The 25,129-nt window shown below is 62.9% G+C and carries 26 protein-coding genes; 4 read left to right on the top strand and 22 right to left on the bottom strand.

Annotation, left to right across the window (positions count from 1 at the left end):
* Window positions 1-9: 9 nt before the first annotated feature.
* The 19 genes from K7431_RS16155 to K7431_RS16065 all read right to left on the bottom strand — a co-directional run bounded on the left by K7431_RS16155 (window position 10) and on the right by K7431_RS16065 (window position 17,074).
* Window positions 10-1,236: a beta-ketoacyl-ACP synthase gene (locus K7431_RS16155; protein WP_012721824.1), complete on the bottom strand. Its 1,227-nt coding sequence runs from the start codon at window positions 1,234-1,236 to the stop codon at window positions 10-12.
* The gene (gene fabG / locus K7431_RS16150) at window positions 1,236-1,964 is read right to left on the bottom strand and encodes a 3-oxoacyl-ACP reductase FabG (RefSeq protein WP_012721825.1); all 729 of its coding nucleotides are present in this window, start codon (window positions 1,962-1,964) and stop codon (window positions 1,236-1,238) included. The genes K7431_RS16155 and fabG overlap by 1 nt, the downstream gene beginning before the upstream one ends.
* A complete protein-coding gene (locus tag K7431_RS16145; protein ID WP_012721826.1) occupies window positions 1,961-2,422 on the bottom strand; it encodes an ApeP family dehydratase in 462 nt (153 codons plus the stop codon). The genes fabG and K7431_RS16145 overlap by 4 nt, the downstream gene beginning before the upstream one ends.
* Window positions 2,419-3,585 carry a beta-ketoacyl-[acyl-carrier-protein] synthase family protein gene (locus K7431_RS16140; protein ID WP_012721827.1) on the bottom strand — a complete coding sequence of 389 codons (1,167 nt, stop codon included), beginning with the start codon at window positions 3,583-3,585 and terminating at the stop codon, window positions 2,419-2,421. The genes K7431_RS16145 and K7431_RS16140 overlap by 4 nt, the downstream gene beginning before the upstream one ends.
* Window positions 3,582-4,064 (bottom strand): hypothetical protein, encoded by a 483-nt coding sequence (locus K7431_RS16135; RefSeq protein WP_012721828.1) that lies wholly within the window; start codon window positions 4,062-4,064, stop codon window positions 3,582-3,584. Before K7431_RS16135 ends, K7431_RS16140 begins: the two co-directional genes overlap by 4 nt.
* Entirely contained in the window at window positions 4,061-4,810 is a 750-nt protein-coding gene (locus K7431_RS16130; protein WP_012721829.1) for a class I SAM-dependent methyltransferase, read from the bottom strand. Before K7431_RS16130 ends, K7431_RS16135 begins: the two co-directional genes overlap by 4 nt.
* Window positions 4,807-6,054 carry an NAD(P)/FAD-dependent oxidoreductase gene (locus tag K7431_RS16125; protein WP_012721830.1) on the bottom strand — a complete coding sequence of 416 codons (1,248 nt, stop codon included), beginning with the start codon at window positions 6,052-6,054 and terminating at the stop codon, window positions 4,807-4,809. Before K7431_RS16125 ends, K7431_RS16130 begins: the two co-directional genes overlap by 4 nt.
* Window positions 6,055-6,087: 33 nt before the next feature.
* Entirely contained in the window at window positions 6,088-8,400 is a 2,313-nt protein-coding gene (locus K7431_RS16120; protein ID WP_012721831.1) for an MMPL family transporter, read from the bottom strand.
* Entirely contained in the window at window positions 8,390-9,043 is a 654-nt protein-coding gene (locus K7431_RS16115) for an outer membrane lipoprotein carrier protein LolA (RefSeq protein ID WP_043204668.1), read from the bottom strand. The genes K7431_RS16120 and K7431_RS16115 overlap by 11 nt, the downstream gene beginning before the upstream one ends.
* Before the next feature lie 44 nt (window positions 9,044-9,087).
* Window positions 9,088-9,513 carry an acyl-CoA thioesterase gene (locus K7431_RS16110; RefSeq protein WP_012721833.1) on the bottom strand — a complete coding sequence of 142 codons (426 nt, stop codon included), beginning with the start codon at window positions 9,511-9,513 and terminating at the stop codon, window positions 9,088-9,090.
* On the bottom strand, window positions 9,506-11,047 hold the full coding sequence (locus K7431_RS16105; RefSeq protein WP_012721834.1) for an HAL/PAL/TAL family ammonia-lyase: 1,542 nt from the start codon (window positions 11,045-11,047) through the stop codon (window positions 9,506-9,508). The genes K7431_RS16110 and K7431_RS16105 overlap by 8 nt, the downstream gene beginning before the upstream one ends.
* Window positions 11,031-11,966 carry an LpxL/LpxP family acyltransferase gene (locus tag K7431_RS16100; RefSeq protein WP_043204670.1) on the bottom strand — a complete coding sequence of 312 codons (936 nt, stop codon included), beginning with the start codon at window positions 11,964-11,966 and terminating at the stop codon, window positions 11,031-11,033. Before K7431_RS16100 ends, K7431_RS16105 begins: the two co-directional genes overlap by 17 nt.
* Window positions 11,963-12,697, bottom strand: coding sequence for a glycosyltransferase family 2 protein (locus tag K7431_RS16095; RefSeq protein ID WP_043204672.1), 735 nt, complete (start codon window positions 12,695-12,697; stop codon window positions 11,963-11,965). The genes K7431_RS16100 and K7431_RS16095 overlap by 4 nt, the downstream gene beginning before the upstream one ends.
* Window positions 12,698-12,846: 149 nt before the next feature.
* Window positions 12,847-14,517, bottom strand: coding sequence for an acyl-CoA synthetase family protein (locus K7431_RS16090; RefSeq protein ID WP_012721835.1), 1,671 nt, complete (start codon window positions 14,515-14,517; stop codon window positions 12,847-12,849).
* The gene (locus K7431_RS16085; RefSeq protein WP_012721836.1) at window positions 14,514-15,059 is read right to left on the bottom strand and encodes a membrane protein; all 546 of its coding nucleotides are present in this window, start codon (window positions 15,057-15,059) and stop codon (window positions 14,514-14,516) included. Before K7431_RS16085 ends, K7431_RS16090 begins: the two co-directional genes overlap by 4 nt.
* Complete coding sequence (locus K7431_RS16080) at window positions 15,056-15,310, bottom strand: acyl carrier protein (protein WP_003187949.1); 255 nt, start codon at window positions 15,308-15,310, stop codon at window positions 15,056-15,058. The genes K7431_RS16085 and K7431_RS16080 overlap by 4 nt, the downstream gene beginning before the upstream one ends.
* Window positions 15,311-15,319: 9 nt before the next feature.
* Complete coding sequence (locus tag K7431_RS16075; RefSeq protein WP_012721837.1) at window positions 15,320-15,589, bottom strand: phosphopantetheine-binding protein; 270 nt, start codon at window positions 15,587-15,589, stop codon at window positions 15,320-15,322.
* Window positions 15,567-16,379 carry a lysophospholipid acyltransferase family protein gene (locus K7431_RS16070; RefSeq protein ID WP_012721838.1) on the bottom strand — a complete coding sequence of 271 codons (813 nt, stop codon included), beginning with the start codon at window positions 16,377-16,379 and terminating at the stop codon, window positions 15,567-15,569. Before K7431_RS16070 ends, K7431_RS16075 begins: the two co-directional genes overlap by 23 nt.
* Window positions 16,355-17,074, bottom strand: coding sequence for a beta-ketoacyl synthase chain length factor (locus K7431_RS16065; protein ID WP_012721839.1), 720 nt, complete (start codon window positions 17,072-17,074; stop codon window positions 16,355-16,357). Before K7431_RS16065 ends, K7431_RS16070 begins: the two co-directional genes overlap by 25 nt.
* A 348-nt stretch (window positions 17,075-17,422) precedes the next feature.
* Here K7431_RS16065 and K7431_RS16060 point away from each other — a divergent pair, with 348 nt between their 5' ends.
* Both K7431_RS16060 and K7431_RS16055 read left to right on the top strand, forming a co-directional pair.
* Window positions 17,423-18,193, top strand: a complete 771-nt coding sequence (locus K7431_RS16060) for a ParA family protein (RefSeq protein ID WP_012721840.1) — start codon at window positions 17,423-17,425, stop codon at window positions 18,191-18,193.
* 396 nt (window positions 18,194-18,589) lie between these two features.
* Window positions 18,590-18,811 (top strand): DUF6124 family protein, encoded by a 222-nt coding sequence (locus K7431_RS16055; RefSeq protein WP_012721841.1) that lies wholly within the window; start codon window positions 18,590-18,592, stop codon window positions 18,809-18,811.
* A gap of 47 nt (window positions 18,812-18,858) precedes the next feature.
* Here the strand turns inward: K7431_RS16055 and trxC are convergent, their stop codons facing one another.
* Entirely contained in the window at window positions 18,859-19,293 is a 435-nt protein-coding gene (trxC, locus tag K7431_RS16050) for a thioredoxin TrxC (protein ID WP_012721842.1), read from the bottom strand.
* A gap of 236 nt (window positions 19,294-19,529) precedes the next feature.
* Here trxC and K7431_RS16045 point away from each other — a divergent pair, with 236 nt between their 5' ends.
* Both K7431_RS16045 and K7431_RS16040 read left to right on the top strand, forming a co-directional pair.
* Window positions 19,530-19,826 carry a type II toxin-antitoxin system HigB family toxin gene (locus tag K7431_RS16045; RefSeq protein WP_012721843.1) on the top strand — a complete coding sequence of 99 codons (297 nt, stop codon included), beginning with the start codon at window positions 19,530-19,532 and terminating at the stop codon, window positions 19,824-19,826.
* The gene (locus tag K7431_RS16040) at window positions 19,823-20,224 is read left to right on the top strand and encodes a helix-turn-helix domain-containing protein (RefSeq protein WP_012721844.1); all 402 of its coding nucleotides are present in this window, start codon (window positions 19,823-19,825) and stop codon (window positions 20,222-20,224) included. The genes K7431_RS16045 and K7431_RS16040 overlap by 4 nt, the downstream gene beginning before the upstream one ends.
* Window positions 20,225-20,228: 4 nt before the next feature.
* On the opposite strand, the gene selO is transcribed toward K7431_RS16040, so the two are convergent.
* Window positions 20,229-21,692: a protein adenylyltransferase SelO gene (gene selO / locus K7431_RS16035; RefSeq protein WP_012721845.1), complete on the bottom strand. Its 1,464-nt coding sequence runs from the start codon at window positions 21,690-21,692 to the stop codon at window positions 20,229-20,231.
* A 48-nt stretch (window positions 21,693-21,740) separates the two neighbouring features.
* Window positions 21,741-25,124 carry a mechanosensitive channel MscK gene (gene mscK / locus K7431_RS16030; protein WP_012721846.1) on the bottom strand — a complete coding sequence of 1,128 codons (3,384 nt, stop codon included), beginning with the start codon at window positions 25,122-25,124 and terminating at the stop codon, window positions 21,741-21,743.
* Between the last annotated feature and the right edge of the window lie 5 nt (window positions 25,125-25,129).

Below are 25,129 nucleotides of genomic sequence, written 5' to 3'. Positions count from 1 at the left end.
ATTAAAAAGTCAGGACCAGCGGCGGAAGATCAGCGACGTGTTGACGCCGCCAAAGGCAAAGTTGTTGTTCATCACGTAGTCGTGGTGCATCTCGCGGAATTCACCTTGCAGGTAATCCAGCTCGCCGCATTGCGGGTCTACCGAATGCAGGTTGAAGGTGTGCACGTACTGGTCGCGGTTCATCATCTCGATGCTGAACCAGGACTCCAGCGCACCGCAGGCGCCCAGGGTGTGGCCGAGAAAGCTTTTCTGCGAACTGATGGGCATCCGGCTGCCGAACAGGCTACTGGTCGCCAGCGTTTCGGCGATGTCGCCTTGGTCGGTGGCGGTGCCATGACCGTTCACGTAGCCGATCGCGGAAGGCTCAAGCCCGGCATCTTCCAGGGCCAGCTCCATCGCGCGGCGCATGGTTTTCTGTTCCGGACGGGTGGTGTGCTGGCCGTCGGCGTTGCTGCCAAAACCGACGATCTCGGCGTGGATATGCGCACCCCGCGCCAACGCATGTTCCAGTTCCTCGAGCACCAGCATGCCGCCGCCTTCACCGATCACCAGGCCATCGCGGCCGCTGTCGTACGGGCGCGGGCTGGTTTGCGGCGCGTCGTTTTTCAGGCTGGTGGCGTAGAGTGCGTCGAACACCATGGCTTCGGTGGGGCACAGCTCTTCGGCGCCGCCGGCGAGCATCAACGGCAGGCGGCCGAACTTGATCGCCTCATAGGCATAGCCGATGCCCTGGCTGCCGCTGGTGCAGGCGCTGGAGGTAGGGATCAGCCGCCCGGTGAGGCCAAAGAAGATGCTGATATTTGCCGCTGTGGTGTGCGGCATCATGCGCACATAGGAGTTGGCGTTCAGCCCCTCGGCGACTGAGTTCAGCAGCATATTGCCGAACGCCTTGATCTCGTCGGTGCTGCCGGTGGACGAGCCACAGGCCACGCCCATGCGTCCGTCCTTGATCGACTCGTCGCCGAGCAAGCCGGCGTCCCGCAACGCCTGCTCCGCCGCCCACACCGCCAGGCGCGAGACGCGACCCATGCTGCGCAGTTGCTTGCGCGTCCAATGGGCGGGCACGACGAAATCGTCGATCGGCCCGGCCAGGCGCGTGTTCAATTCGGTAAAGCGGTCCCACTCGTCCATGCGGCGGATGCCGCTGCGGTTGGCGCGAAAGTTGGCCGAGATGGTCTCCCAATCGCCGCCCAGGGAGGTCATGCCGGCCATGCCGGTGACGACGACGCGTTTCATCAGCACAGGCCTCCATTCACGGCCAACACCTGGCGCGTGATATAGCCCGCCTCGGCCGACATCAGGAAATTCACCGCGCCGGCCACCTCTTCCGGGGTGCCCATGCGCTGCGCCGGGATCATCTTCATCAGCTCTTCCACGGGCACGTTTTCATCCAGCATCGCCGTGTCGATCAAGCCGGGAGCCACGCAATTGACGGTGATCTTGCGTTTGCCCAGCTCAATGGCCAGGGCCTTGGCTGCGCCAATCAGGCCGGCTTTCGAGGCGCTGTAATTGACCTGGCCGCGGTTGCCGATCAAGCCGGAAACCGAGGTGATGCAGACGATACGCCCGGCCGCGCGACGACGAATCATCGGCATCATCACCGGGTGCAGCACGTTGTAGAAACCGTCGAGGTTGGTGCGCATCACCACGTCCCAATCGTCTTCCGACAATGCTGGGAATGCACCGTCACGGGTCAGGCCGGCGTTGAGCACCACGCCGTAATAGGCGCCATGTTGCTCCACATCCGCCTCAAGGATTTCCTTGCACAGCGCGCGATCCGCCACATCGAATTGCAACACCCGCGCCTGGCGGCCCAGGGCTTCAACCTCAGCCTGCACCGCATCGGCGTCGGCACGGCCGCTGCGGCAGTGCAGCACGATGTCATGCCCGGCCTGGGCCAGGCGCAGCGCGATGGCGCGGCCGATGCCACGGCTGGAGCCGGTGACCAGTACGGATTCAGTCATGGCGTTACGTCCTTCGATTCTTCTAAATAATTGGCCGCCTGGGGCGGTCGAAATACATTCAAGCGGGCGCTGGCCTGGATACCGTCACCGGTCAGGTGACATTCGAACACACCCATGCCGTTGTCGTCTTCCAGGGATCGCAGGCCGTGGATGCTCAGCTCGGTGCCTGCCGGGAAAGACGCCACGTTGCATTCGAACTTACGTGTGCCGAGCAGGAAGCCCAGCGCCACGGCTTGACCTTTCTGGCGCGCGTGGCACCCGGCGTAGGCCGCGACGCTTTGCGCCATCAACTCGATGCCGACCCAGGCCGGCAGGCTGCCGTCCGGGCGGTTGAACAGGCCGCCGGGCTTGACGAGGGTGCAGGTGCGGATCTGCTCTTCATCGAACGACAGCACCTGGTCGATCAGGATCATGTCGCCCGCGTGGGGCAGCAGTTCGGCGAGTGGCCAATCGATCATGGGGCCTCTCCGATAATCAGGCTGACATTGTTGCCGCCGAAGGCAAACGAGTTGCTCATCAGGCAGCGTTTTTCCAGGGTGGCGCCGGCGGTAGCCCAGTGCAAGGCGGGCAGCGCGGGGTCGGGCTGGCCGTCCCACACATGCGGTGGCAGCCGATTGTGAACCAGGCTCAACCAGCAGAACGCCGCTTCCAGCGCGCCGGCTGCACCCAGGGTGTGGCCGCTCATGGGTTTGGTCGACGAGCACGCCACCCCTTCCGGGAACAGGCTGGCGACGGCCAGGCTCTCCATGGCGTCGTTGTGCTGGGTGGCGGTGCCGTGCAGGTTCAGGTAACCGATCTGCCCAGGCTGCAATTTGGCGCTGGCCAGGGCCTTGCGCATGGATTGCAATGCGCCTTTGCCGGTAGGCTCGGGGGCGGAGATATGGTGCGCATCGCAACTGGCGCCGCTGCCCAGCAGGGCGATGGGCGCAGGCTCCTTGCTCATCAGAAACAGCACCGCCGCTTCGCCGATGTTGATGCCGTCGCGGTTCACCGAAAACGGCTTGCAGCGCTCGTTCGACACCGCTTCCAGTGAGCTGAAACCGTTAAGCGTCAGCTTGCACAGGCTGTCGACGCCGCCGCAGATCACCGCATCGCACACGCCCAAGTCCAGCAGGCGCTGGGCACTCATCAACGCGCGGGCGCTGGACGTGCAGGCGGTGGAGATCACATAGGCCGGGCCGCTCAATTGCAGCCAGTCGACGAGGAAATTCGCCGGGGCGCTGAGCTCCTGTTGCTGGTAGTCGTAGTCGTTGGGGAACTGATGGTCGCGCAGGTAATGGGCGATGCCGCGACTGGCCTCATCGATTCCCGAGGTGCTGGTGCCCAGCACAATACCGACCCGGGCCGCGCCGTGGCGCTGGATCGCCAGGCGGATCTCGCCCTCGATCTGCAACGCGGCCTCCAGCAGCAACTGGTTATTGCGACTGCTTTGCTGGCCCAACTCGGGCGGGATGGTTGCCAAGTCGCCTTTCACGGCGCCCACCGGCAACACGCGCTCCGGCACCCAGCCGCTTTCGGGGCGCATGCCGGAGCAGTCGCCGGCAAACAGGCTGCGGCTGACCTCGTCCTGGCCACGACCGAGGGCGCAGATCACGCCGAGGGCATTGAGGTAGGCGCTCATCGGGCCGCTCCAAGTGGCGTGATGCGATAGCTCAACGGCTGCCCGCTGATGTTCACGCGAAAGACCTCAGACGATTGATACACGATCTGCCAATGGCCCGGCAGAGTGCGCGTCAAGTCCATCGCCTGCGCGCTGGGGTACAGCGCGCGCAGGTCATCCGGGGAGGTCAGCGCGAACAGCAACGCGGCAAACAACTCGCGGGCCTGGGGATTGGGCGGCAGTAAGCCATCGGCCTGCCATTCGCCATTGATCAGCTTCTGACGGGCCTGGGGGATGCCCAGCGGGTCCATCATCGACCAACGAATGCCCGCGCCTTCGCGCTGGATCACCAGCAGCCAGTCCTGGCTCTGGCCGTCGGCCAGGCGCTGCACATGCAGTTGCAGCGGCAAGGCCAGGGTTGGGGCTTTCTCGGGCAGCGGCGGCTGGCTGGCGCAGGCGCTCAGCAGCAACAGGCAACCGATCAAGAGCCAGCGCATCATGGTGCGGCACCCGCCAAGGGTTTGCGTGCCACGCAGTTGACCAGGGTTTCTTCGCGCTGGCCCACCGGCGGCGCCTTGCGCAGGCCCCAGCGTTCCAGCAGGCCGAAGTCGCTGGAGCGGCTCCACCACAAGTACGGGTACGAGACGTTCTGTGGGCCGAATTCAAAACCCTGCTCGCGGAGCATCTCCAGGTATTCTTCGGCGCTTTTTTGCACATGCATTGGGTGGCGGAACAGCCAGCGGATTACCCAGGTGTCGATATAGGCTTCGGTGGATTCGGCAAACAACAGATAGCCGCCGGGCTTGAGCACGCGGTAGAACTCTTTGAGGGCGCGGTGCTGTTCAACCAGATGGTGGAAGGTCTGGTGGCAGAACAGGATGTCGACGCTGGCGTCCGGCACGTCGAGGGTGGCGCAGTCGCTGCCGATCAGTTCTACGCTCAAGCCTTGGCGCGTGGCCTCAACCTGGCTCAACGCCAGGCTGTGGGGGTCGGCGTCCAGGCCTATCAACCGTGAAGGCGCAAATACCTGCTGCAACAGCGTGAAGGATTTGCCTTGTCCGCAACCGGCATCCAGCAATACCGGCGCCTCAGGCAATGGCTCCGTGAACAGGCTGCGCAAGTCGTTGATCGCCACGCGCAACACGCGATGCTGCCAGGTGTGACTGCGCAGGAACCAGAGGCCGAATTTGGTTTCTTCGACGTAGTGCTTACTTAAATAGTTTTTATCAAGAGTAGGACTGCTCATACCGGCTCACTCGCACAAATCTCCGACAACATCCGCAACCGCCGCTTGGGCTCACTCACAAACGGGTTGCGCTCATCCCACGCGTAGCCGGCGAGGATCGCACTGATCATCCGACGAATCTCCGGCGAGCTGCTCGGATGGAAAATCACATCCTGGAAGGTCCCGGCGTACCAGCCTTCGACGTAGCAGCGGAAGGTGTCGACGCCACGCTTCAATGGCTCGGCAAATTCGGTTTGCCAGTCCACGGTCTCGCCGTTGAGCTGACGGTGCAGCACACCGGCCGCCATGCTCGCCGAACGCATGGCGATGGTCACCCCGGAAGAGAAGACTGGGTCGAGGAACTCCGCTGCGTTGCCCAGCAGTGCAAAGCCCGGCCCGTGCAGGCTTTTGACATTGGCCGCGTAGCCGCCGATGGTCCGCGCCGGTGTATCCCATACCGCGTTTTTCAGCACGCCGGACAGGCTTGGGGTTTCGTCGATAAAACCGCGCAGGCAGGCGTCGAGGTCACTGTCGCGGCCGTCGAAGTGCTGTTTGGCCGCGACCACACCCACCGAGCAGCGACCGTTGCTGAACGGGATGGTCCAGAACCAGATATCGCGCTGCGTAGGATGGGTGGTGACCAGAATCTTGGTGCGATCGAAGCCTGGGTGTTCGATGCGGTCCTCGACGTGGGTGAACACCGCCTGGCGCACCGGAAAGTCCGACGGCACGTCCAGCTCCAGCAGGCGCGGCAGCACGCGGCCGTAGCCGCTGGCGTCCAGCACGAACTTGGCCTTGAGGTGATACTCGCTGCCGTTTTCGCGGCGCACGTGCAGGTAGCGGGATTCGCCCTTGAAATCCACGCCGACGATGGTTTCGCCATAGCGGATTTCCACACCCTGCAGCGCGGCCTGATCCGCCAGCAGCTTGTCGAACTCGCCGCGCTGGACTTGGAAGGTGGTGGGCTTGCCGTTGCTGAACGTATCGCCGAAATCAAACGCGCTGTAGCGCTCGCCCCAGGCGAACGCAGCACCGGTTTTCACCTGGAAACCCGCGGCCTGCACGGCCTCCAGCATGCCGGCTTCTTCGATAAAGTCGATGCAGTGGGACAGCAGGCTTTCGCCAATCGAGAACCGCGGGAAATGCTGGCGCTCGACGATCAATACATCATGCCCTTTGCGCTTGAGCAGCGCGGCGGCGATGGCCCCGGATGGACCGGCACCGATCACCACCACCTGGCGACGTTCCATTTCAACTGTGGGCACGAGGGCTCCTTGCCACATTGGCGATAATCACATTCATAAGGCGTGCTTCTGTTGCCCGGCCCAAGGCGCCAGCATAAAGCTGAATGCCAGGCCGAGGCTGACCGATAAGCCGAAATTACTCACTGCCGGCGTGCTGGACACCGCCAGCAGGCCAAACGACAACCAGGTCGTCAGCGCCGCCAGCAATGTGCCCAACAGGCTGACCGCAGGGCCGCCGATTTGCTCGCGCATCAGGATCGCGTAGTCGACGCTGATGGCCGTGACCAACAGCAGGCCGAACAGGCTGAACAGCGTCAGCGGCTGGCCCAGCCAGCCGAGGCTGGCCAGGCTGCACAGGGCTGCCAGCAGCGGCAGGGCGACAATGCGCAGGGCGCCGCCAAAGCCGAATGGCAGGATCAACAGCAGCACGATCAGCACGCACGACATCAACTTCAATTCGGCGGCGCTGATCTGCGTGTCGGCGAACACGCGGTTCAAGTCGCCCAGACGGTCGACCAATTGCACGCCCGGCAAATCCAGCGCTTGCACCCGCAGCAGCGCCGGGTTGTTCAAGCCTTGCAGGCTGACCATCGCCGCCACGCCGCCGTCGACCGGGCCAAGCCACAGGGTGCGCCAAGGTTCGGCCAACGGGCCCACCAGTGCGCTGTCGATGTCTTCGGTGGGCAGCGCTTGCAGTTGCGCCACTTCGGCTTGCAGGGCGCTGGCGGGGACGCCGAGGTCCAGCAGCGGCTGCCAATGTTCCGGGAGTTTATTCAGCGCATCACGCAGCTGTTGTTGCTCGGCGGGCAGGCTGACCAGTTGGTTGAGCGCCAGGTAGCCCTGGAGTTTGTCCATGTTCACCAACTGATCCAGGCGCTGGCCCAAGGCTGCCTGGCGCTCCAGCAACTGCTGCTGATTGTCCGCGCGTACCAGGAAGAACTGGCTGGTGGGCTGGAACCCGGTAATGCGTGCCACGGCCTGCGCTTCCTGCAGCAATTGCGGCGGTGCACCGATCCATTGGCGAATGTCGTTTTTGCTGTTCAGGTGCCATAGGCCGCCCGCGCAAAACAGCAGCAGCAACGCCAGCAGGACGGGGCTCGGCACGCGCTTGAGTAACGAGGCGCGTACCAGCCACAGGCATTCAGCGATGCGCAGCGGCCATTGCGCCGGGCGCAGTTCGACACCCTTGAGCAGCGCCGGCAACAGGCACACGGCAGACAGGTACGCACCGACCAGACCGGCAGCGGAGAACACTGCAATCTGGGTCAGTGCCGGGAACGGCGTCCAGGCCAGCGCCAGGTAACCGATGCAACTGGTCGCCAGGCTCAGGCTCAGTCCCGGCAGCGTCAGACGCAACGCCGGCCAACTGCGCCACGGCTGCAGGCTCCAGCTTTTCGACAGATAGTGCAGCGGGTAATCCACCGCCACGCCGATCAGGCTGGAACCCAATACCAAGGTCATCACATGCATATGGCCGAACAGTGCCACACAGGCCACCGCGCCAAACAGCATGCCCACCAGCACCGGCACAAAGGCCAGCAGCACGCGCCAGCGCCGGAACGCCAGCAACAGCAACAACAGGATGCCGACGGTAGCGCCGCCGCCCACCCAGGTGATTTCCCGCGTGGCCTGCTGCTGGCCATTGGCGGCGTAGAGCAAGCCGCTGGCGGCGAGCAATTGCGCGCCTTGCCCGCTGGCCTGTTCGCGGCTGACCTGGAGCAGGTCTGCCACGTGCAGCGGCAGTGTCATGTCGAAGGCATTGCCGGTGGTGCGTGCACGCAGTAGCACCCAGCTTTTGCCGTCGGCATCGGCGATCAACGCGCCGCTGCCGATATCCAGTTGCACCGAGCCGTGTTGCGGCTGGCTGTTCTGGATACGCCCGGTCAGGCCCAGCCAGTCGTCCTGGCTCGGCACCAGGCTGAACCCGGTGAAGGGGTCGAACAGCGCTTGTACGCGCTGCTGGATAAACGCGTCGGGCTGTTTAACCAGTTGCTCACGGTCCTTGGCCGAGAGCATCGCCAGGCGGCCGCGCAGCAATTGCTCGCGCAGCGCCGGCAAGTCGGCTTGCAGGTTCCACTGCACCTTTTCAAACAGCCCACTGGCCTGCCAGCGCTCGCCTAACTGTTGCGCCACGGCGACGGCTTGCTGGCGGTCGGCATGCCCCACCAACACCAACATCTCGCGGTTCAGCGGCTCTTGCATGCGCTGTTCGGCTTGCTGTTCCAAGGCGTCCGGCGTGTTGCCCGGCACCAGTTCCATCAGGTTGGCCGACAAGGGCGCACCGTGGCGCCACTGCCAGCCGGCCAGGGCCAGCACGGCCACCAGCAGGATCAGGAACAGGCGGGGTAGCAGGCGTTCACTGGGCAAAATCGTGTTGCTCCGCTTCGCTCAACGGCAGGTCGGCGTGGCTGTCCTGCATGCGCAGCACGGTGCTGTCGCCCTGGGTTTCCAGCAATTCGATGTTCTGCACCAGGTCGCCACCGTCGATATTGATCTGGGTGAACACCTGCTTGAGCAGCAGTGAGCGCGGGACCAGCGTCAATGTCCATCGCTTGGCCTCGCCTTGCAGGTGCAATTCGAAGTCACGCTGCAAGCCGCTGCTGTCACCCTGCAGCACCGCAAGGAACAGGCGGTTCTGTTCGGCGCCGGCGCTCTTGTTCGGCAGCAGTTGCCAGCCGTTGGCGTCGCGGCGGGCAATGCCTTGGGCGCTGATGCGGTAGTCCTGTTGCAGCGGGGTCTTCAGCAGCCACAGCAGGCCGTGGTCCTTGGCGAGCACGAAGGTGCCTTTGCTGACCAGCGGCTGGGGCAGGGCACGCAGGTGTTTTTCCTGGGTGAAGCTGCCGTGGATCACTGAGGGTTTTGCAAGTTGGTCGCTCAGCTGCTGCAAGTCAAAAGCATGTGCACTAAAGCTCAGGAAAAAACCGATCAAAAATGTGGGAGCGGGCTTGCCCGCGATGAGCCTGAGGGCGCTGCGTAGTGTCCGGCGGATCGCGTTATCGTTGAAGTCCATCGGGGGCAAGTCGAGTCGTCGCACCGCCCCTCCCACATGTGATTTCATTTCAGAGCCCTTTCTACGGTGTCGGTGAAGACTTTGGGGGAGGCCAGCTGCATTTCGCGAGTGGCGATTTCCACCGCCACCTGCACGGTGCTGGCACGGGTCAAGCGCTCGCCACTGGCGAGGTCGGTGATCAGGTAATTGACCTTCAAGCGGTTCTCCCACTCCACCAGGCTGGCGCGCACGTTGATCGTCTGGCCGAACACGGCGCCGCGTACGTAGCGCAGTTGCATGTCGATCACCGGCCAGGCGTAGCCCGATTCGAGCATCGCCGTGTAGTTGTGGCCGATCTTGTCCAGCAGCGCGCAGCGCGCCACTTCCAGGTACTTCACGTAGTGCCCGTGCCACACGACGTTCATAGTGTCGACGTCAAAAAACGGCACGAGGATTTCGGTGTCGCTGTGCAACACGCCCTGGCTACGCATGCAGCCTCCAGTGTTGCTCGGCGATGCGTTGCAGGCACAGGCGCAGTTCGCCTTCCAGCGCGCGGTCTTCGATGACCGGCGGGAAGTCCTTGGCCAGTTCGTCATGCATGGCGGCCAGGGCTGGCGGCAGCGGGCGCGCATCCTCGGCCTGGGCCCGCAGCCACACGCCTTGGTTGGCGGCGAGCAGGGTTGCGGCGGCGACCTGTTCGGTCAGTTCCAGTACGCGGATCGCATCGCGGGCGGCGATGGTGCCCATGCTCACCTTGTCCTGGTTGTGGCACTCGGTGGAGCGCGAGAACACGCTGGCCGGCATGGTGTTTTTCAAGGCTTCGGCGGTCCAGGCGCTGGTGCCGATCTGCACCGCCTTGAAGCCGTGGTTGATCATTGCGCGGTCCGCCGGGGCGCCGGACAGGTTGCTCGGCAGGCCATGGTTGTAACGCACATCCACCAGCAGCGCGAGTTGGCGGTCCAGCAGGTCGGCGACGTTGGCGACCAGGGTCTTGAGGCTGTCCATCGCAAAAGCGATATGCCCACCGTAGAAGTGCCCACCGTGCAGCACGCGTTCTTCTTCGGCGTCGATGATCGGGTTGTCGTTGGCGCTGTTCAGCTCGATTTCGATAAACGAGCGCAGCCAGTTCAGGCTGTCCGCCAATACGCCGAGCACGTGGGGCGCGCAACGCAGTGAGTAACGGTCCTGCAGGCGATGCAGCGGCGCGGTCGGCGCATCGATCGCCAGGTCCTTGCGCAGCCAGGCGGCGACCTGCATCTGCCCTGGGTGCGGCTTGGCGGCGAACAGGCGCTCGTCGAAGTGCTCCGGGTTGCCTTGCAGCGCCACCACGTTCAACGCGGTAATGCGCGTGGCCAGTTGCAGCAGGTAGTCGGCACGGGCGAAGGCCAGGCACGCCAGGCCGGTCATCACGGCGGTGCCGTTCATCAGCGCCAGGGCTTCCTTGGGGCGCAGGACCAGCGGCTCCCAACCCAGCTCACGGTGCACGTCGGTCGCCTGGCGACGTTCGCCACGGAACATCACTTCGCGTTCGCCGGACAGGGTCGCAGCCACATAGGACAGCGGCGTCAGGTCGCCGCTGGCGCCGACCGAGCCTTCTTCCGGGATCAGCGGCAGTACGTCGTGCTCAAGGAACGCATGCAGGCGCTCCAGCAACTCCACGCGCACACCGGAAACGCCGTGGCACAGCGACTGCAACCGTGCGGCCAGCACCGCGCGGGTGGCTTGGGCATCGAGCAACTTGCCCAGGCCGCAACCGTGGAAGGTGTACAAATGACGGGGCAGGGCCTCGACGTGCTGCAACGGCACCGCCACCACGCAAGAGTCGCCGTAGCCGGTGGTGACGCCGTAGATCACGCCTTCCTTGTCCAGCAGCGAGTCGAGGAACTGCGCGCCTTTGGCAATGCGTTGGCGATACGCGGCGTCGCCCTGCAATTGGGTCGGCGCCTGACGGTTGGCCAGGGCCAGTACGTCTTCGATGCGCAAGGCGCGTTCGCCAAAGGTTACCGGCTCAAGATGCGTCGTCATCGGTCTTCCAGAAAGGGTAAAAGTTGAACCATTGTTGGGGCGCTTCCAGGCAGAACTGGCCCAGGCGTGCGGCGTAGTGCGCGGTCCACAGGGCGATGACCTGCTCGCGGGTGTTGCGTTTCCATTCGATCGATTCGGCGAAAGGCTCAATGCTCAGGCGATAGCGGCTTTTGTGCTTGAGGCACATCAGCAGGTTCACTGGGCATTTGAGCAAACCGGCCAGCAGCCACGGGCCTTGAGGGAAGGCGGCGTCATGGCCGAGGAAGTCCACGCGCACCGTGCGCCCGCCATGCAGTGGCACGCGGTCGCCGGCGATGGCCAGCCATTCGCCGTCGTCCAGGCGCTGGCTGAGCAGCAGCATGGTGGCCGGGTCCAGCTCGCTGACCTGGATCAGGCGCAAGTGGGTGGCGCCGGCTTCGCCCAGCAGGCGGTTGAATTGCTCGGCGTGCTTGGTGTGCACCAGCACGTTCATGGTGACTTGTTCACCGATCTCGGCGAGCGCGCGACACACTTCGAGGTTGCCCAGGTGTGCACCCACCAGCATCTGCCCGCGCCCGCCGCGCAGCTTCCCGCGCAATTGCGCCGGGTCGTTGATCTCGATCTGTTCCAGGCGCAGCTTGCCGTTCCACACGTCGAGTTTGTCGAGCAGTGAATCGGCAAACGCCATGAATTGGCCGAAGACTTTCCAGTGGGTGGGCCGCAGTTCCTCGCGCCCGCTCCACTCGGCCAGGCGCTGCTGGTATTGCCAGGCGCTCCGGCGTGCGGTGCGGCCGAACAGGAAAAAATACAACACGATGCCGTACAACAGCGGGCTCAACACGCGGCGGCCAAGGACCTTGGCGGCAAAGGCGGTGAGCTTCATCAGCCGGTAGCTGCCGCGCTCTTCGCGGTCGGCCCAGTGCTTGGTGCTGTCGCTCATGCCTGCCACCGTCGCCACAGGATCATCGGCGCGCGCACCAGCATGCCGAAGAACAACCGGGTGTGCATCGCCGAGATGCGCACGTTGTCCCGGAACAGGCGGAAGTGCGACAGGCCATCGGCGGGGTAGTGCACCTGGGTCGGCAGCCAGCGCATCGGCTGGTTGCGCCAGGCCAGGCGCACCAGGATGTCCGAGTCGAAATCCATGTGCGTGCCGATGTAGGCCGAGTCCATCAGCGCCAGCACCGGCGCCAGCGGGTAGACGCGAAAGCCGCACATCGAGTCGCGGATCTGCAACGACAGGGTGTTGATCCACACCCACACGTGGGTCAAGTAGCGCGCGTACAGGCGGCCTTTGGGCACGCTGTCGTCGTATTCCGGGTAGCCGCAGATGATCGCGTCGGGGTGCCGGCGCGAGGTGTCGATAAAGGTCTCGACTTCGCGCAGGTCGTGCTGGCCGTCGGCGTCGACTTGCAAGGCATGGCTGAAGCCCTGGCGTGCGGCTTCGCGGAAACCGGCCATGACGGCGCCGCCCTTGCCCTGGTTGCTTGGCAGGGTCAGCAGGGTGACGTTATCCAGGGTCGCCAATTGCGCCAGCACGGCGGCGCAGGCCGGGCTGCTGCCGTCGTCGACCAGCAGGCAGGGCAGGCCGCTGCTCAACAGGCTGTGGACCACGGCGGGTACGGCGGCTTCGTGGTTGTAGATCGGGATCAGGGCGCAGGGGTTATGCATGAAATGGCCCCCTGTGGCGAGGGAGCTTGCTCCCGCTGGGCTGCGCAGCAGCCCCAACACAGGCGACCGAAATCATCCTGGTACAGTGCGGTGCCTGGGTTGGGAGCGCTTCGCACTCCAGCGGGAGCAAGCTCCCTCGCCACAACAGCTTATGCATGCGCTGGCTCCAGTTGAATCCGGCCGCTGGAGCAGGCGGCGACGCCATTGCGATATGCAAAGTAAAGCTTGCTGCGCTCCGGGTCGAAGCGCAGGTGCAGTTCGATCGCATCACCCGGCCGCACCAGTTGCTGGAACTTGAGCACTTCCATACCGGCAAAGGTCGGCGGCACATCGAGCAGTTGCTGGCCCAGGTTGAAGGCCCATTCCACCTGCACCACCCCCGGCAGCACCGGTGTGACCGGGAAGTGCCCGCTGAAATAGGCCAGGTCCGGCGGCACGCTCAGTTGCACGGTCCATTCGCCGTCGGCTTCGACGTGCTCCAGCACTTCCGGCGCCTTCGGCCGTGGCGCCAACAGCAGCGCCTCGACATCGGCCTGTGGCAGCTTGCCCTGGCTGTTCAGGGGAAGCTGTCTCAGCAGTCGCCAGCGCCGTGGCAGCGCCAGGGCTTCGCAATGTTGGCTCAAATGCTGGCGCAGGGTCTGGGTGAGCGTGCGTCGCCCCTGATTGCGCAGGGCATGCAGGCCCTCGGCGCTCAACACCACCAGCGCGCCGAGAGAGGCGCGGTTTTCCTGCACCACGCCCAGCCGGGTTTCCGCGACCCACGGGTGGGCCATCAGCGCGTTTTCCAGCATGGGCAGGGAGATGCGTTTTTCTTCCAGCTTGACGATGCGATCCAGGCGGCCCAGCAGTTCGAAACGGCCATCGGCATGAATGCGTGCCGCGTCGGCGGTTTGTTCGACATGCCCCGCAGGCAGATACGGCGAGGCGATGCGCAGGGCGCCGTCGGCATCCTGGCTCAGGTGCACGTCGGCAAACGGCTGCCACGGCTGCGCACCCTGGCGCCAGGCGATACCACCGGTTTCCGAGCTGCCGAGGATCTCTGTCGGCCATTGTTGCAAGCGGTCGTACAGGCTGCCCGCGGCTTCCACCGGCAGCGCGCCGCCGGACGAAAACACCCGCGACACCTGGCTCAGCGCGGGCCAGTCAAGGTTGTCACCCATGCGCTTGAGCAGCGCCGGGCTGGCAACCCAGGCAAATTGCGTGTGCTCGCGGCTGGCGCGCTGCAAGTCTTCGGGGAAGGCCAGTTGTTTGCGCACAAAAGTGCGGCCGGCGCACAGCGGCCACAGCACGCGGAACAGCAAGCCGTAGATGTGTTGGGTGGCGACGCTGCCGATGATGCAGGCGTCTTTGAGGTCCGGGCCCCACAAGGTTTCCAAGGCCTCGACCTCGTTGGCCAGTTGGCGCAGGGTCTTGTCGATGCGCTTGGGTTCGCCGCTGGAACCGGAGGTGCACAGGCTCAGTTGGCACGCGTCCAGGTCGAGGGCGGCAGCGCTCAGTGGTGCCTGGTACAGCGCATCCAGGTCCTCAGCTTCGGTCAGCCAGGCGTCGACGGCTTCATCCCAGCGTTGGCGGGTCTGAGGTTGTAAGTCGGCGGGCAGCAGCACGCTGACCCCGGCCCGCCAAGCACCCAGCAGGGCCACCGCCAGCAGGCCTGCATCTTCCAGGTACACGGCCAGGCGCCGGATACCCCGCGCTTGCAGGCCCGCCGCCAGGCTCAGGGATTGCTCCCACAGCTGGGCGTGACTCATTGCAGGTTCGGTGGTGACCGAACGCTGTTCCAGCGGCTCAAGCAGCAAGTGCTCAAGTTTCAACCCATTCATACGCGGCCTCGAACCCTTTGTCGTACCAGCCATTCCACGGCAAACAACAGCCCCATCAACCCGTAGGCAATCAGGCCGTTGTACAACGTCCACCAGCTCAACGGCGCCCACAGGGTGAGGGCGGCGGCGAGCAGGCCATTACACAGAAAAAACACGCTCCACACCACGGTCACCCGGCGGGTATACACGACGGCATGGGGCGGCAACACAGGATCGGTCATGCGCGCCAGGCGCTCGACCATCGGCGGGCCGTACTTGAGGCTCAAGCCGAACAGCGCCAGCATGAACGCACTGACCAGGCTCGGGTACCACCGCAGCAGGCGGGGGTTGTCGAACCAGGCCAGCAGCAGGCAGAACACGATCACCGCCAGTGCCATCCAGCGGCTGCCGGGGCGTCGTGCACCGGTCAGCGCACGCAGCAGCCATAGGCCGCCCAGCAGCAGGCCGAATTGCCATGGCGCAAAGTGTTCGGTGCCGTAATACACCGCAAAAGGGTACAGCAGCCCCGCCAGCAGCAGGCCAAGGCCGATCAGCCGGCTCATGCGGCAGGCTGGACCAGACGGTACACCGCCTCAACCACGTCGTTCACCGTACGCACCGCCTTGAATTCCTCGGCGGCGATCTTCTTGCCGGTCTGGCGCTTGATATGGTCGATCAAGTCGACGGCATCGATGCTGTCGATTTCCAGGTCCTGGTACAGGTTGGCGTCAAGGGTGACGCGTTCCGGCGGCAGTTCAAACAGTTCCACCAAGGCGTCGCGCAAGGTGTTGAAAATATCGTCACGAGTTTGCATGGTCCGGTCTCAAGCTGCCTGTCTGGCCGTGACGAACGCCGCAAGGCTGGCCACGTTGGTGAAGTGATTGCGCGTGTCCTTGGCGTCGGCATCGATCTTGATGCCGTACTTTTTCTGGATCGCCAGGCCCAATTCCAGGGCGTCTACCGAATCCAGGCCGAGGCCTTCGCCGAACAGGGTTTGCTCGCTGCCGATGTCGTCGACGCCGATGTCTTCCAGGCCCAGGGCCTCGATGATCAGCATCTTTATGTCGTGCTCAAGGCGGTGTTGGTCGCTCATCTTCGGCGAGCTCCTTAATAAAATAGTGATGCAGGTAATCGTTGAGCTTGCGTGAGGCCTGAGGCGCGGGGCCCAGTGTTGCGAACGCCTGTGGTTCTATATCGGCACCCACGCGCAAACTGAAGTGAAAGCGGCATTTTGGGATGCGATACCAGGGTTCGGCCTTGGTCAGCGTGGTGGGGCTCACCTTGATCACCACCGGGGTGATGATTGTCGCACCCCGCAGTGCAATGGCGGCGCCACCGCGATGAAAGGCAGGCGCTGCGCCGGGTGTGGTGCGGGTGCCTTCAGGGAAAATGATCAGCGTCTGGCCTGCGCGCAGGGCGTCGGCGGCGGCATCGAGCATGTCCGAACTGCCGTCATTGCTGATGTAGCCTGCGTCGCGCACCGGGCCACGCATGAACGGGTTTTCGAACAGGCTCTGCTTGACCACGCAGTTGGTCTGGCGCATCAGGCCGATCAGGAACACCACGTCGATCAGCGACGGGTGGTTGGCGATGATCATCTGGCCCGGGCGGCCGAGTTTTTCCGCGCCTTCGACGCTGTAGGTCAGCACACCGGCGCGCTGCATCAGGCGGATAAAGAACCAGAACAGTTTGCTGATGGTGTGGCGGGCACGGCGCTGGTGTTTTTCGGCGCTGCCTGGCAGGCAGCCGAGCAGCGGAAATACCAGCAAACGCAGGCACAGCCCACCGATGCCGAACACAAAGAAACTGGCGGCGGTGGCGAACAGGCGCCAGTAGTAAGCGTCCCGTGGCTTGTCGTTCACGGCTTGCGTTGCCAGTTCCATACTCGGTTCTTCCAGGCATGTTGGCAGGCACCCTGATCAGTGAGCAGGGTGCGCAGCAGGTTCAGGGCGTGGGGCCACTGGGCTTGTGTGAGTTGGACACCGCCGCTGTTTAGTTCCAGTTGCCACTCGTCGCCCGGTGTCAGCAACAGGCCGAGGGCGTAGGGGAAGGGCACGTCAACGATCCAACTGGCGTAGGCGGCAGGCGGCTGCTCTTCGGTAATCACCAGCAAAACGGCCGGCGCGCCTTCGTTGAGCAGCGCGGCGGCTTCGAGCATGCCGTGTTCCAGGCCGTCGCCTGCGGCGGCGAGGGCGGTCATTTCGCTGGTTTCATTGCGCAGGATCGACCACAGGCCTATCACCGCGTTGTGCACCGACAGGCTGAACTGGGTCGGCGACAGTGGCTGGTCGTTGGCCAGGTCGCTGAGGATATCGAGGGTGCGTGGGGTTTCGCCATGCCGGGAGATAAACACCAGCGGCAAGTCTTCCAAGCCCTCAGCCAGCGGCCAGCCCACACTGAATGCCATGCGCGCCAGGCGGCTGAGGCGGCGACGTTGCATGGCGGGTAGGAACGAGACGTCGGGGGAGGCTTCGCTTGCAGGCAGCAACACCGGGGCCTGGCACCAGGCGTGCCAGTCGTCCGCACTCTCCAGGCCAGGGGCCCAGGCGCGCCATTGGGCGATGTTGAAAGTGATCACTGAGACGTTATCCCGCCCCTGCGGGCTTCCATGTGCGGCAGTTGGCCCCGAATACCGGGACAGGGAGCAATAGCCGAATGGCGCGCATTATCCCGGTGCCGTGGGGTTCTAGCAAACTTTGGTAAAGAATTGTGCATAGGGAATTACAAATAGATGAAAAAGATTTACAGATTTTCCTTCACCTGGGGCTGGGATGGTGCGTGGGACGGTTCTTTTTAACCTGTGAGCTGTGTATGACAGCCAGATCGCCAATGGTTCGTGATGCAGCAGTGCATGGATGAACGAGGTAGCTAACAGGCGCTTTTGCCCTCTACACTCGGACATTCATTGATACACGGAGGTTTTTCCATGCGGCGTGTGGTGTTCAATCAGAAAGGCGGCGTGGGCAAGTCCAGCATCGCCTGCAACCTGGCGGCGGTGAGCGCCAGCGAAGGCTATCGAACCCTGTTGGTGGACCTCGATGCACAAGCCAATTCAACCCAGTACCTCACCGGGCTGACCGGCGACGATATACCGATGGGCATTGCCGAATTCTTCAAGCAGACCTTGTCTTCCGGGCCGTTTTCGAAGAAAAACCGGGTGGATATCTACGAAACCCCCTTCGACAACCTGCACGTCATCACCGCGACCGCCGAATTGGCGGACCTGCAGCCCAAGCTTGAGGCCAAGCATAAGATCAACAAGCTGCGAAAGCTGCTGGATGAGCTGAGCGAGGATTACGACCGGATTTACCTGGATACGCCACCGGCGCTGAATTTCTATGCGGTTTCGGCGTTGATCGCCGCTGATCGTGTACTGATTCCATTCGATTGCGACAGCTTCTCGCGCCAGGCGTTGTATGGCCTGCTGGCTGAAATCGAAGAACTGAAGGAAGACCACAACGAAGGCCTGGAAGTGGAAGGCATCGTGGTCAATCAGTTCCAGGCCCGGGCGAGCCTGCCCCAGCAGATGCTGGATGAATTGATTGCCGAAGGCTTGCCGGTGCTGCCGGTGTACCTGGCCAGTTCCGTGCGCATGCGTGAGTCGCACCAGGAGAATAAACCCCTGATCCACCTGGACCCACGGCATAAGCTGACGCAGCAGTTTGTGGAGCTGCATAACCTGCTGGAAAACGCGTGATCTAAACGACAACACAAGCCCACAAGCCCCCTCCCACATTTTTATCGCGTTTCGGCAGATGGAAATGGATGTGTCCCACACAGTCTGTAGGACGGGTCTGGCAATGGGGGTTGTGTCTTGTAACGTTGCCTACAGGTAAGCCAGAATCCGCTGGCTTGTGCGTCTGGATGGGCGTCTCTAAGGTTCCTGGGTTGCTGAATGTTCAGTGATCGGGTTTAGTAGCCCGTGTTGAGACGTGCAGTAATTCGTCAATCAGGACCTTCCTGAACTTGACGGTGGCTGTACGGAGGGCGCTTTCGGGCGCGCCGGTTGCGTCTCCCCGGTCTACTAACCTGCGTACAGCTGCCACCCTCCGTTTAGTAGCGGTTGGCTGCGGCTCCTGCTCGGAGACGATCCATGGTTAACCTTTATACCGTTGCACCCAACCTCCCCACCGAAACCCTCATCCTCAACAGCTACGAAACCTTCTCCTCCGTCCGAACCCTGTTGCTCAACCTGTCCAACGACCTCAGCGGCGAACACCGCGACGTTGCCTTGGCCATCCACCAATTGAGCGAACTGGGCGTACTGCTGGTCAGCCAGATGATGGACCGTGAAGCCCCGCTGGCCTCAAGGTAAAGCGCGGTCAAAATGTGGGAGGGGGCTGGGTGGTTTTCAAGGTCGAGTTACACGCCCTGGCTACGCAACCAGCTCATCAACTGCGGCAATGGAAACGCCCCACTCTGGCGCGCCACTTCGCGGCCGTTCTTGAACAGAATCAAACTGGGAATCGAGCGAATCCCCAACTGCGCCGACAACTGCTGATTGGCCTCGCTGTCCAGCTTGGCCAAGCGGCACTTGCCCGCCAACTGCCCGGCCGCCTGCTCGAACACCGGCGCAAACGATTTACACGGCCCACACCAGTCGGCCCACACATCCACCAGCAACGGCAAATCGCCTTTGATCTGGCTGGCGTAATCGCCTTGCTTCAGCTCAAAAGGCTTGTTCAGTAAAACCGGCTGCTTGCAGCGCCCGCATTTGGGCGCATCGCCCAGGCGTTCACCGGGTATGCGGTTGAGGCCGTTGCAATGAGGGCAGGGGATTACAAGCGGTTCGGACATGATGGGCTCCTTGGGTGTTGCCAATGGACTGTATCTGGAGTCGGGCGAGGTGTTTATCAAGGCGGGGAGAGGGTGACTTATCCACTGACAGTTTTGCCCGTGCTGATGTGGGGTCGCCTATCTAGGCTGTCAGAGCCTGTTCTGTTTTGAACCATTGGTCTGTTTGCGGTTATCGCAAATTGCGATATTCGAAATTCGAGTTTAACCTTCATAGCAAGATGCGATAAGGATGTTGCATGCGAGTGATCAGCGAGAAAAGGATCTGGGAAGCAAAGGAAAAGTGGCCACGGTCAGCAACCGCGTTGGATCAGTGGTATCGAGTAATGAAGCGAAATGCCCCCAAAGATTTCGCGCCGATGAAAGCCATGTTCCCCGCCACGGATAAGGTCGGGGAGTTTCACGTTTTCGATATTGGAGGCAATAAGCTGAGGTTGATTGCTGGCGTGGAGTATCAGGCGCAGCGCGTCTACATCAAGCATCTGCTTGATCACCGCGATTATGAGAAAGATAAATGGAAGGAAAACATCAGATGAGCGCGCTTATGCGAGTAGCCGCCGAACACTGGCAATTTGTTTCACCCGTGATGCGCAAACCAGAAAACGAGGCAGACTACGACGCGCTGGTATGTGGTTTGGACGAGTTGCTGAGCCTGATCGGTGAAAATGAAGACAGTCCGCTGATGAGCCTGGTGGATATCCTCAGTGACTGGATCGAGGCCTACGATCATAAGCACCGCCCAATGCCCGTCGCCAGTGGTGCTGATGTATTGCGCTACATGATGCGCGAACACAACCTCACTCAGAGCGACCTGCCGGGGGTTGGTGCCCAGTCAGTGGTCTCTGAGGTATTGAGTGGAAAACGCCAACTCAACATACGGCAAATTCGTTGGCTGGCTGAGCGCTTCGGCGTATCAGTAGAAACCTTCATTTAAAGGTTTACGACGAACAACTAATCTCCAAATGCTTGCCCCAATCCGGTGGCCGCTGCGCGTATTGCTCCATCCCCGCTTGTTCCTCGAACGGCTTGGACAGCACCTCATGCAACCGCCGCACCTCGCTGTAATCCCCGGACTCGGCGGCCGCGATAGCGTTCTGCGCCAGGTAGTTGCGCAGGATGTAAAGCGGGTTCACCGCATGCATCCGCGCACGGCGTTGTTCTTCGCTGTTGTCGCCATCCCGTTCAACGCGGGCCTTGTACTGCTCGGCCCAGGCATCAAACCCGGCCAGGTCGACAAAGTCATCGCGCAGCCGCGTCACCGCCAGCGCCGCGGGCTCATCCCCCAGGCGCCGGAAGAACAGCGTGTAATCCACGCCGCTGCTCTGCATCAGCTTCAATAACCGCTCGACCAGCTTCTGGTCATCGTCTTCGGCGGTGGTCAGTCCCAGGCGGCGGCGCATCAGGTCCAGGTAATTGGCCTGGTACAGCGGCAGGTACAGGCCGAGCGCTTCCTTCAAGGCATCAACGCCGATGAACGGCGTCAGCGCCTGCGCCAGGGCGCTGAGGTTCCACTGGCCGATCGGCACCTGGTTGCTGAAGGAGTAACGCCCCTCGTGGTCGGAGTGGTTGCAGATGAAGTGCGCGTCGAAGTCGTCCAGGAACGCAAACGGCCCGAAGTCGAAGGTGATACCGAGGATCGACATGTTGTCGGTGTTCATCACCCCGTGGCAAAAGCCATAGGCCTGCCATTTGGCGATCAGTTCGGCATTGCGCTCGACGATTTCGCGGAACATGGCCAGGTAGGGTTCAGGCTGTTCGCGGCATTCGGGGTAGTGCAGGTTCAGCACGTGTTCGGCCAACTCGGCCTGCTGCTCGGGTTTCTTGGTGTAGTAGAAGTATTCGAAATGGCCGAAGCGGATATGGCTGTGAGCCATGCGCAACACCATGGCGCCGCGTTCCTGCTTCTCGCGCCACACGGGCGTGTCGGAACCGATCACGCACAATGCACGGCTGCTGGGGATGCCCAGCGCGTGCAGGGCTTCGGACGCCAGGAACTCGCGGATCGACGAGCGCAACACGGCGCGCCCATCGCCCATGCGCGAGTAAGGCGTCATCCCGGCGCCCTTGAGGTGCAGGTCCCAGTGTTCGCCGGCCTCGTTGTACACCTCGCCCAGCAACAACCCACGGCCATCGCCCAGTTGCGGGGTGTAGCCACCGAACTGATGCCCGGAATAGACCATCGCCCGCGGTTCCGCCTCGGCCCACAGCTTATGGCCGCCAAACAGCTCGGCGAACACCGGTGTTTCGGCAACGCTGGGGTCAAGGTCGAGCAGGGCCATGGCGGCCGGGCTTGCCACGACCAGGCGCGGTGCGTCGAGGGGCTCGGGCAGTACGTGGGTTGAAAACGCGTCGCCCAGGCGTGCGAAGCGGTTGTCGAAGGTCAGTTCGTCGAGGGCTTTCACCGGCCATCTCCAGCAGAATGTCCGAGCATTCTGCTGGGGATAGCGCGGTTAGTCGAGTTTGCTCGGCGGCGGTTCCGGCGCGTCATCAACTTTGCTGGCTGGGGGCTCGGGGGCGTCCTGCTCCGGGGCCGGCCCAGCGATGGTCTTGCGATCATCCTCGACCGGCACCAGCTTGTACTCCTGACCGTGCATGTTCTTGAGGTACACCTCCATCTGCCGGAACGAGATGTTGATGTGCTGTTTCTTGAATTCACGGTTGATGTAGCGGTTGACCTCGTCCAGCACCGGGTTGCGGTCACCCAGGTCACGCACGTGCATGCGCAGTTCGTGGTCGAGGGTACTTTCGCCGAAGTTGAGGAAGTACACGTGCGGTTCGGGTTCTTTCAGTACCCGAGGGTTTTCCCTGGCGGCCTTGAGCAGCAGCTCCTTCACCAGGTCCAAGTCGGAGCCGTAGTCCACGCCGAGTTTCAGGGTGACCCGCGTGATGGTGTCGGTCAGCGACCAGTTGATCAGTTGCCCGGTGATGAAGGTCTTGTTCGGGACAATGATGTCCTTGCGATCAAAGTCGGTGATCGTGGTGGCGCGGATGCGGATCTTGCTCACCGTGCCCGACAGGTTGCCGATGGTGATGGTGTCGCCGATGCGTACCGGGCGTTCGAACAGGATCATGATGCCGGAGATAAAGTTGGCGAAGATCTCCTGCATGCCGAAGCCCAAGCCCACCGACAGTGCCGCCACCAGCCATTGCAACTTGTCCCAGCTCACACCGAGGGTCGACAAGGTGGAGACAAAACCGACGCCGGCAATCACGTACGACAGCAAGGTCGTGGTCGCGTAGGCGCTGCCCTGGGCCAGCTCCAGCTTGGACAGCACCAGCACCTCCAGCAGGCCGGGCAGGTTGCGCGCCAGCGCGAAGGTAATACCGATGATGATCAGCGCGCCGAGCAAGTCGCCGATGCTGATGGGCACCATGCTGATATTCGCGCCGGTGCCGCTGGTGTATTCGTAGAGGGTGACGTTGTCGAGGTAGGAAAACACCGAGATCAAGTCCGACCACACCCAGTACAGCGCTGCGATAAAGCCGCCGAGCAGGGCCAGGCGGATCAGGCGCATGGACTGTTCGTTGACCTGCTCGATGTCCAGGGTCGGCTCTTCGATCACCGCTTCACCGTCGCCGGCTTCCTTGGCGGCCTGGCGTTTGGCCAGGGCGCGCGCATAAGCCAGGCGCCGGGCGGCAACGCCCAGGCCGCGCACGAAGGTGGCTTCGATCACCAGCCAGAACATCAGCAGGTACAGGGTGTTGATCAGCCGGTCGCTGAGCTTGAGCGCGGTGTAGTAATAGCCGAAGCACACGGCGATAAACAACGCGACGGGCAGTGCGGTGAATAACAGGCCCACGGCCTTGCGAAACAGCGAGGCTTTTTCATGGGTCGGGCTATGCAGCAGCAGGCGACCCAGCAGCCAGGCCATCAGCGCATAACAGGTCAGTACCACGCCGATGCCCAGCACGTCGTCGGCGAGCGCCGCCGGTTGGTGCTCGGCAATCGCCACCACGGCCACCAGCGCGAGCACCACCAGCCCGAGCTTGCGCACCCAACCTTGCAGGAATTCGACCTGGGGTTTTTCCCAGCGGAAGTGCAGTTCGGCCACGCCGCCTGGCGCCAGGATGCGGTAGGCGGTGTAGAACACCAGCCACGCCTGGGCGATCTGCAGCAAGGCCGCGCCCAAGTTGGCGTTTTGCCCCCGGGCGTCGATCTGCAGCGCGTAACCGCACAGCGCCAAGCCCAGGGACACCGGCATCGCCAGCAGGATATTGATCAGGATGGCCTGCGGCGTGTGCCATTGGCTGTCGCGCTTGAAGTGACCGATGTCCAGGTGGACCTTGTTCAGGCGCTGGTACAGGGCTTTGCGTCGCCACAGCAGCGCGCCGATCAACAGCAGCAGCGGCAGGAACAGCAGCGGGCGTTGGGTCAGGCCGTCGTACAGTTCGCTGACGCTGGACGCCCAGGGCAGGGTGGTGACTTGCTTGCTCAGATGCGCCGGGACGGTTTCCAGCCACTCGGTATCCAACGGCTTGTTGCTGGGAATCCAGAACATCTGCTCATCCAGCGTCGCCCGCAATGTCGTGGCGGTGCTGAGCAGTTGTTTCTGGTTCAGTTGCAGGGTGATGGACTCGTTGAGCAGCGCGCTCAGCTCGCGGCTCAGGCGCTCCAGCAGGTCGCTGCGGGTGATCGCCAGTTCCAGCAAAGTACGGCGCAGTTGCGGGGTGACGTCTTCCGGCGATTGGTTCGCCAGCAAGTTATCCACATAGGCACTGGGCGAGCTGATCAGCTCGCGCTGCTGGTTGACCTCGAACTGGTACAGGCGAATGTTGGCGATATCGTCCGCCAGGTCGCGGTCGACCGTCAGACGTGGCAAGGCCTGCTTTTGTTTGTAGAGGATCTTCGACAGCAGCAGGCTGCCTTTGAGCACGTTGATCTGCTCGTCGAGGGCCGAATCGCTCTGGGTTACGGTGTCGAGTTGCTGTTTGGTCTGCAGGTTTTTCTGGGTCAGGTCGTTGAGGCGGTCGGTGCTTTTGAGCAGGTAGTCGGACAGTTTCAGGTTGGCCGCGCTTTCCGTGGCCAGCAGGCTGCTGCCGCCGGCCTTTTGCGCTTCGATGGACTGTTGGGTCACGGTCTGCTGGGACTGGGCCAGACGCTTCTGGTTGATCAAGGTCTGCAGGTCCTGGATCTCTTGTTCCAGGCGCGCGGTCTTTTCCATCACCAGGTCGTGCTGGCTGTTGCCCAGGTCTTGCAGTTGGCTGTTGCCGGCCAGTTCCTGGCGGCGCAGCGGGATCAGCGCGTTGAGGGCCGCGAGTTCGGCGTTGAGCTGGTTGCGCTGGTCGCCGCTGAGGGATTTACCGTTGTCTTTGCCGGCCTTGAGGATCGAATTGATCTGCTGGATACGTGTCTGGCTGCTGCTGATCTCGGTCTGGGCGCGCTCCGGGCGAGTCTGGGCAGCGATGGACAGGCTGTTGGCGTCGGCCATTTCTTTCTGCAGGTCGCCTTGCTGAGTGCTGCGCTGCACCAGTAATTGCTCAAGCTGCGGCACCGGCAGGCTGGCGTAGCGCTGGGCGACCGGGATGATTTTGGTGGCCTTGAGCCGGGTCAGCTCGCGCTGGTTCTCGACGGTCTGGCGCGGCGCATCTTCCAATTGGCGCTTGAGATCGACCAGCCGCTGCTCGTAATCCTGCTTGTTGCCGAGGTAGGTCAGGGTCTGTTGCAGGATGGTCTGCAGCGCCTTCATGTCGGCATCGGGCAGCTTGCGGTCAGGCAGCTTGTCCAGGGTTTGCTGGATGGCGTCGGCGCTGGGCGGGTCGGCCGCGTGAACGGTGCCGATACAAAGAGTCAAGCCCAGCAGGGCAGTGGCGAGAAAAGTGCGCAGGGTTGGCATAGAGA

The organism is Pseudomonas fluorescens group sp. (assembly GCF_020093335.1).
Classification (GTDB): Bacteria; Pseudomonadota; Gammaproteobacteria; order Pseudomonadales; family Pseudomonadaceae; genus Aquipseudomonas; species Aquipseudomonas petroselini.
The sequence above is the reverse complement of the archived record's forward strand: the minus strand, read 5'-3'. Positions and strand labels throughout refer to the sequence as shown.